At 70.5% G+C, this 7053-nt stretch carries 6 protein-coding genes; 4 read left to right on the top strand and 2 right to left on the bottom strand.

The genetic code is table 11. The features are described 5' to 3' along the window. The 3 genes from ACWEVO_RS02745 to ACWEVO_RS02735 all read left to right on the top strand — a co-directional run. Positions 1-1796 (top strand): multicopper oxidase family protein (locus tag ACWEVO_RS02745; protein WP_452305837.1); only part of this gene is annotated, 1796 nt, incomplete at its 5' end. 146 nt (positions 1797-1942) lie between these two features. Continuing rightward, complete coding sequence (locus ACWEVO_RS02740) at positions 1943-2272, top strand: transposase (RefSeq protein WP_452305836.1); 330 nt, start codon at positions 1943-1945, stop codon at positions 2270-2272. Between the two features lie 171 nt (positions 2273-2443). Then, positions 2444-3676: a PP2C family protein-serine/threonine phosphatase gene (locus tag ACWEVO_RS02735; RefSeq protein WP_452305835.1), complete on the top strand. Its 1233-nt coding sequence runs from the start codon at positions 2444-2446 to the stop codon at positions 3674-3676. On the opposite strand, the gene ACWEVO_RS02730 is transcribed toward ACWEVO_RS02735, so the two are convergent. Then, the gene (locus tag ACWEVO_RS02730) at positions 3677-4042 is read right to left on the bottom strand and encodes an STAS domain-containing protein (RefSeq protein ID WP_452305834.1); all 366 of its coding nucleotides are present in this window, start codon (positions 4040-4042) and stop codon (positions 3677-3679) included. Positions 4043-4325: 283 nt separating this feature from the next. Continuing rightward, entirely contained in the window at positions 4326-6149 is a 1824-nt protein-coding gene (locus ACWEVO_RS02725; protein ID WP_452305833.1) for a zinc ribbon domain-containing protein, read from the bottom strand. Here ACWEVO_RS02725 and ACWEVO_RS02720 point away from each other — a divergent pair. After that, complete coding sequence (locus ACWEVO_RS02720) at positions 6084-6809, top strand: ATP-binding protein (protein WP_452305838.1); 726 nt, start codon at positions 6084-6086, stop codon at positions 6807-6809. The genes ACWEVO_RS02725 and ACWEVO_RS02720 overlap by 66 nt on opposite strands. Positions 6810-7053 lie beyond the last annotated feature (244 nt).

Here is a 7053-nt window from a genome sequence, read left to right as displayed (position 1 = left end):
AGACCGCCGACGCCGCCGGCTACCGGGTCCTGCTCTACACCGCCCGCGACGACGACCACGAGATCGCCACCTACGACGACCTGCTCGGCGCGTACCGCGGCTGGTGGTTCGTGCAGGAGAAGGTGACCCTGGCAATGCCACTGCTCGGCGCCGCCGCCGTGACCGCCGCGCTGCTGGCCGGCCCGCACCTGATACGGGCGGCCGGCCGTCGCCAGGAGGGTCCGGCCGCGCACCCCACCGCCGCCGTCGTCCCGCTGTTGACGGCCGGGTACGCCGCCGCCGCCGGGCTGCTCGTCACGGTATTGATCGGTTACCCGGCGACCTGGAGCGTCGCGCTGGTCACGGTCGCCCTGGTCGGTGCCGCGGCGCTGGTGAGCTGGCGGGTGACGGCACCCGAGGGGCCGTTACCGGGCATGCGCGCGGGTGTGGCGGCGGCGCTCGCGGTCGGGCTGGTCGGGGCGGCACTGGCGGTGCGGCCGGGCGACGCCGACGGCGCCGACACCGGCGGCCACCACGACGGGCACGTTGCACTGGCTATGCCGCGCGGCCCCGCAACGCCGCCCGTTGGCGGCACGGTGCGTCGATTCACGCTGACCGCCCAAACGGCCACGGTCTCCCTGTCGTCTGGTCGCAAGGTCGCCGCCTGGACCTTCAACGGCCAAATCCCGGGGCCACCGATCACCGCCACCGATGGCGACCTCATCGAGGTCACGCTGCGCAACGTGGACATCCGCGCCGGGGTGACTCTGCACTGGCACGGCTACGACGTGCCCGCTGGCGAGGACGGGGTACCGGGCCTGACCCAGGATCCGACGCTGCCCGGACAGGAGTTCGTGTACCGCTTCGTCGCCGACCAGGTCGGCACCTACTGGTACCACACCCATGAGGTCTCTGACCGGGGGGTCCGGATGGGGCTTTACGGGACGCTCGTCGTGGCCCCGCGTGCGACACCGGCTCCCGGCTTGGACCTGACCGTGCCCGTGCACACCTTCGCCGGCACCACCGTCCTCGGCAACCACGACCAGCCCATGGACCAACGCGTGGCGCCCGGCACGCCGGTACGGCTGCGGCTGGTCAACACCGACAACACCCCGCACCGGTTCACCCTGGCCGGCACCCCGTACCGTCTGGTCGCTGCCGACGGCAACGAGCTGACCGGCCCCGGTGACCTGACCCAGGTCGCGCTGCGGCTGCCCGCAGGCGGCCGCTACGACCTGGCGTACCGGGCGCTGGACCATCCGGTGGCGCTGTTGGTCGACAACGACCGCGCCGCCGGCCTGCGGCTGGCGCCGGGACCCGACGGCGCACCGGCGGTGGCCGAAGACACCACTGGCTGGCCCGCACTCGACCTGACCCGGTACGGCACCCCCGCCGCCACCCCGTTCGACGGGCACAGCCGGTTCGACCGGCATTTCACGCTGGTACTCGACCGGGGTGTCGCGCTGTCCGGCGCCCGGCCGCGATACGCGTACACCGTCAACGGCCGCGCGTTCCCGTCCATCCCGACCGAGGTCGTCCGCCAAGGGGACCTCGTCCGGCTGACCGTCGTCAACCGCAGCCGTGACACCCATCCGTGGCACCTGCACGGCCACCGCGTCCTCGTGCTGGCCCGCGACCGTCGTGCGCCAACTGGAAGCCCGCTGTGGCTGGACACGTTCGACGTGCGCCCGGGCGAGGTCTGGGATGTGGCCTTCCGCGCCACCAACCCTGGCCTCTGGATGAACCACTGCCACAACCTCAGCCATGCCGACCAGGGCATGATGCTGCATCTGGCGTACGAAGGAGTCAAACCGTAGTGCCGGTGGGCCTGCGGCGAGGCTGCTCCGGGTCCTGGACGTTTGCCGGCCAGTGTTGGCGACGAAGCCGTAGGGGCTTCACCCTGATCTTGGACACCTGAGGCCCGATCTTGGAAGGTTCGGGTGGATGGGAGTCCTGGAACACGATGGCTATGAAGCATTACCCGCCCGAGTTCAAGGCTGACACGGTGGCGTTGTACCGGTCCCGGCCTGGGGTGACGATCGCGCAGGTCGCGGCGGATCTCGGGGTTAACGCTGAGACGCTGCGGAACTGGATCCGCATCGACGACGTCGTTGGCGAGGGCGACAGGGGTCGGGGACCACCCTCCGGGGGTCGAGGAGGGGTGGGGGCGTCCCCGCCCCTGTCGCCGTGGGACGCCAGCAGCGTGGCATCCGTGGTGTATGCGCCTCGGAACGGTTTGCCGTTACATCACCTGATTGTCCAATTGGATCGGCAACGTTGGGTGGGCGCGTGACCACGCAAGCCGCGGCCGTGGTTTCGCGCCGTGATCGACTCCTCGCATGTGCGGGTCGACTTTGACTCTGCCATCTGGTCTGGGTGGTTGACGCTGTGGCGATTCTCGTGTTGGGCGATGACCGGCCGGGTCTCGTAGGCTCCGACAGTGGAAAGCAGTCGAGGGCGGGTCATGGCGCATATGTTGGATGCGGCGGAGAACGCCTCGCCGGTCGAGGCGGTTGAGGCGGTCACCCGGGAACTCGGTGCGGCGCTGGGGGCCCTTAGCGTCGCGTTCTTGATCGCGGACCTCAGCGGCCGGGCGCTGGTCCGGTTGGCCCACGTGCCGCTCGGCGGTGCCGGTGAGGGACGCCGGAACGGTGATGAGGTCGCCACGGTGATGCCGTTCGACGGCGGCCCCGCCGAGCAGGCGCTACGCACCCAGACGGTGCAGGTTGTCGCACAGCCTGACGGGTGGGCGGTTTTGGCGCCGGTGACCGATCGCGGTGAGGCGATCGGCCTGCTGGAGATGATCCTGCCGGACGAGCCCGCTGTGCGGGCGCTGGAGGAGATCGCCCGCACGGCGCACGTGTTGGCGTTCGTGGTGATCGCCAACCGCCGGTACACCGACCTGTTCGAGTGGGGGCAACGCACGACCCCGTTCACCCTGTCAGGGGAGATTCAGCGTCGCCTGCTTCCCGGCTCGTTCACGTGTGAGGCCAGCGGGTTCACCTTGTCCGGCTGGCTGGAGCCCGCCGCGAGTATCGGCGGGGACACCTTCGACTACAGCTTGGCACGTGACGTGCTGCACTTCAGCGTCACCGACGCGATGGGCCACGGGGTGGCCAGCGCGCTGACGGCCACCCTGGGCGTGGGCAGCCTGCGCAACAGCCGCCGCCGCGGGGCCGGTCTGGTGGAGCAGGCCGACGCCGCGAACGCCGACGTGGCCGGACACGCCGCCGTGCCCGGCAGTTACATCACCGCCGTCCTCGGCCGTCTCGACCTGCGCACCGGGGTGTGCGCGCTGCTCAACGCCGGGCACGTGCCGCCGATGCTGGTGCGCGACGGGGACACGCGGGCGCTGCCGCTACCGGCCAACTTCCCCCTGGGTATGTTCGCCGACGCCGACTACCGCGCCGGCGAGATCACGCTGCGACCGGGCGACCGATTGGTTGTGGTCACCGATGGCGTGCGGGAGCGCAACGCCGCCATCCTGGATCTACCGACCATGTTGCGGTCGATCGCCGGTTTGCACCCGCGCGAGGCTGTCCGGGCGTTGGCCGACGCCGTGCTCGAGGTCAGCGGACCGACTCTGGCCGATGATGCCACCCTGTTCATCGTTGACTGGCACGGCGGCCACGGCGAGGACCGGCGTACCAGCGCCGGCGCCGACCAGGCGCGCGCCAGCACCGCACTGCCCGACTGACTACCGGCCTGTCGCGTCGTCCATGGACGGCAGATCGGCTTCAGCCGCCTGCACACTGTCGTATACCTGGATGGCTCGATCCACCGACGTGACCGTCAGGACGCTACGCACGACGGGCTGCACCGCGGCGAGGCACAACCGACCACCGACGTCACGCAACGCCTTGAACATCACCACCAGCGCGCCCAGCCCGCTGGAGTCCATGAACCCCACGCCGGCCAGATCCACCACCACCTGACGGTCACCGGCGTCAACCAACCGTTGCAGAGCCTCGCGCAACTGCGGGGACGTCGCCATGTCCAGCTCGCCGCGCACCTCGAGCACAGTGCAACCTCGGCCCGGCCGAACCGACAACAGCAGACCCACAACAACCTCCCCACGCCGATGATCCCCGCTCACCCTATGCCCCTGACGGGCGAACCGCCGCCGGCCGGCATACGTCGAACCGACACCCTGACCGTTTCGCCCGAGCAACCTTGGGTAGTGCTGATCACAACCGGAGCGTCCCGCCTTTGGGTGTGACGCAGCAGTCCGGCGGCTCACGCACGGGCCGGGAAGGAGCTACGCAATGCGGGTGAGCATGACCTTGTCGCTCTCGCGTCAGCCGTCCTCGGTGACCCGCGCTCACCACCCTGCTGAGCGTCTCGAATCAGCTTAGGGATCCTGAGTCGGAGTGGGTTTCCGGGATCGTTTCCCACCTGGGTGGAGTCGCATGGGCGTGGAAGTGAAATCCTGCGCCCAACGCTGCTCCGCGTGGCCGGTGGCCGGGGGTGGGTGTGCTGATCGTGTTCACGCCCTGGTGCCGGTGGGCTGCGCGGGGCAGCCTGGGCCGGTCCGTTGGTGCGTGTCCCTCCGGACGCTTACCCGCCCGGCCGTGCTGTTGCTGGGTGGGGGAGGGTGCCCTGCGTCGCCTGGGCGCGGGGCGTGGTGGCTTGTGCCGGGTGGGGCCGGTCTTCGACCGGTCCTCCCGGCTGGTCTTGACGGCGGGGGTGACGACGGCACTGGCTTCGAGGGTGTCCGCGACCGTCCGGATCGTCATGGCGCCGTTGGTGCGATCGGTGACGGTCTTGGTCTGGTGGGTGAGGCCGCGGGCGGCGATGCGCCGCCAGGCGCCGTGGTCGCGGTCGCCTTGCCAGCCGCAGCTGCCCGTGTTGGGGCAGATGGCCCATTTCCAGCCCGGCACGGTCGGCTGGTCGGGGGTTTTGCGGTGCCGTAGCGGGGTCAGGCATTGCGGGCAGTGTTTGGAGGTGTTGCGGGCCGGGACGGTGACCACGGCGATGCCGGCCTCGGCGGCGAGGTGCCGCATGCGGTCGACGATCTGCCCGCGGACCTGCTGCGACAGGCGCGTGTTGAGGGTGGCGCCCATGCCCTTGGCTTCCATCGACCGCAGGTCTTCCACGTAGATCACGGTCGCGCCGGCGGCAATCGCCTGGTCCACCGCCCAGCGGGCGGCAGCCCACGCGAGCGCCTGGTTGAGGTTCGAGCGGCGTTCGGACACGTGCCGGATCTCCTCGCGCAGCACCTCGTGTTTCGCGCTCAGGTGCTCCTCACGGCCTCCGGCAGTCAGCCGCAGATACTGATCGGCCTTCGCGTGCAGCCGCTCGGACAGGCGGCGCAGGCGGTGCTGCTTGGCGAGCACTCCGGCGGCCCGGAACTGGCCGCCAGCCCCCAACGCGGTGATCCGGCCATCGGCTCGCAGTCGCAGGGCCCCCGCGCTCAGCAGCGTGTTCAGGCCCCAGTCCACCCCGAGCGCGACCGTGTGACCAGCGCGCCGGGCTTTCGGCACGGCGTGCGTGTAAGCGACATCGGCGCGTACCTGCCGGCCGGCCATCTGCAGGGTGGGTAGGTGCAGCACCGCGCCGGCCGGGACGGTGGGCGGCAGGGTGATCGGGCAGGCCACCCACGTCCAGTCCCGATACGTGCGCGGATCCGCTCGGGTGGGCAACTGCAGGCGCAGCAGCACCCTGCCCGGATCGCCGTCGCTACGTTCGATCGTGGCCTGCTGCCGGTCACACGCGGCCAGCAACAACATCCGCGGTACCTTCGGGATGCCTTCCAGTTCGAATACATCCACCGGGAGGCGGCCGTTGGCGTTGAGGAACGTGGCGGCCTGCCGGGTACGCGCCTTGATGACGTTGGCCGGCAGATACTTCCCGCCAGGGATCGCCTCCCGAACCTGATCCCACTCCTGCCCGGTGCGTCTGCCCGGGTCGGCCGGCCAGGATGCGAGGACTCCGGCGGTCAGATCGGCACGCCACGTCACCGACCGCAGCGCACGCCCGGCCTGCTCCTGCGCCATCCGCACGATCCGGTCATTAACCCTCACCCCGCCGGGCGCGGTCGCGGTCCAGCCCAGCCGCCGCAACGCCATCCACGCGTTCGACGGCAACCGTCGGCCCCCCGCGTCCTGACCGGAGGCCAACACCTGCACATCGACGGCGTTCCACCGCTGCGCCAACAGCGCAGAGACCATCCCCGCCACCAGATCGGCACACCAGCCGACACGTTCCACAAGCACAGCCTGGGACAGGACCTGCCCGGTCTTCTCATCCACACCCGCGCGCACAAAAGCGCGGACACACGCGGTGCGGGAAGCCTCGCCCTCAGCCAGCGATACCGCCCGGCTCACCCGCCACCAACCTCACCACACCCCGACCCGGGCCAGCCCGCACAACCCCGCCACGCGACAGCACTGACCGCCGGCCAGACCCCCACCGCCCCGCATCAAACCAGAAGACACCGACACCCACGACCGGCCCACGATCACAGACGATCCTTAACCAAGTCCCTCAGCCTCACCGACGCCGCCGAGGACTCTCGCGGCCACCTCGCCGTGCTGATCACCGAGGCATGCGCCAACCCGGTGATGCACGCCGATCCCGACAGCGCCGTCGACATCACCATCAGCATCGACAACGAGATCTGCCTGCTCGAGGTCGGCAACCGCGGCAGCACCCCCAACGGCGCCGGACTCGACGCCGACCTCCCCGCCCCGCTCACCGTCGGCGGCCGTGGACTGCCCTTGATCGCCGCACTCGCCGACACGGCCGCCTTCGTCGCCGGGCCACCGGACCACGTGCTGCTACGCATCACCAAACACCTCACCGACGTACGAACATCACCGATCCGATGACCGGAAACGCCACGCCGGCGCGCAGCCGCCCATACCTGCTCCACCATCTCGCGGGTCCGGGCGGCCAGGCGCCCTGCTTGGATGTGCGGCACCGCGGGCGATCGACCGGTTGCACGACGGGCCGGATCCCGGCCCTCATCTAGCCCCGTTGCCTTTTGGATCGTCCCTATCGCGCCGCCACGCACCGGTCGCCTCCGTCGACCAGATTGACGAGGTACGCGAGCACACCGACGATCAACACCCG

The sequence above is a fragment of the Micromonospora sp. NPDC003776 genome (assembly GCF_053605645.1).
This window is presented reverse-complemented; position numbering and strand designations above follow the sequence as displayed.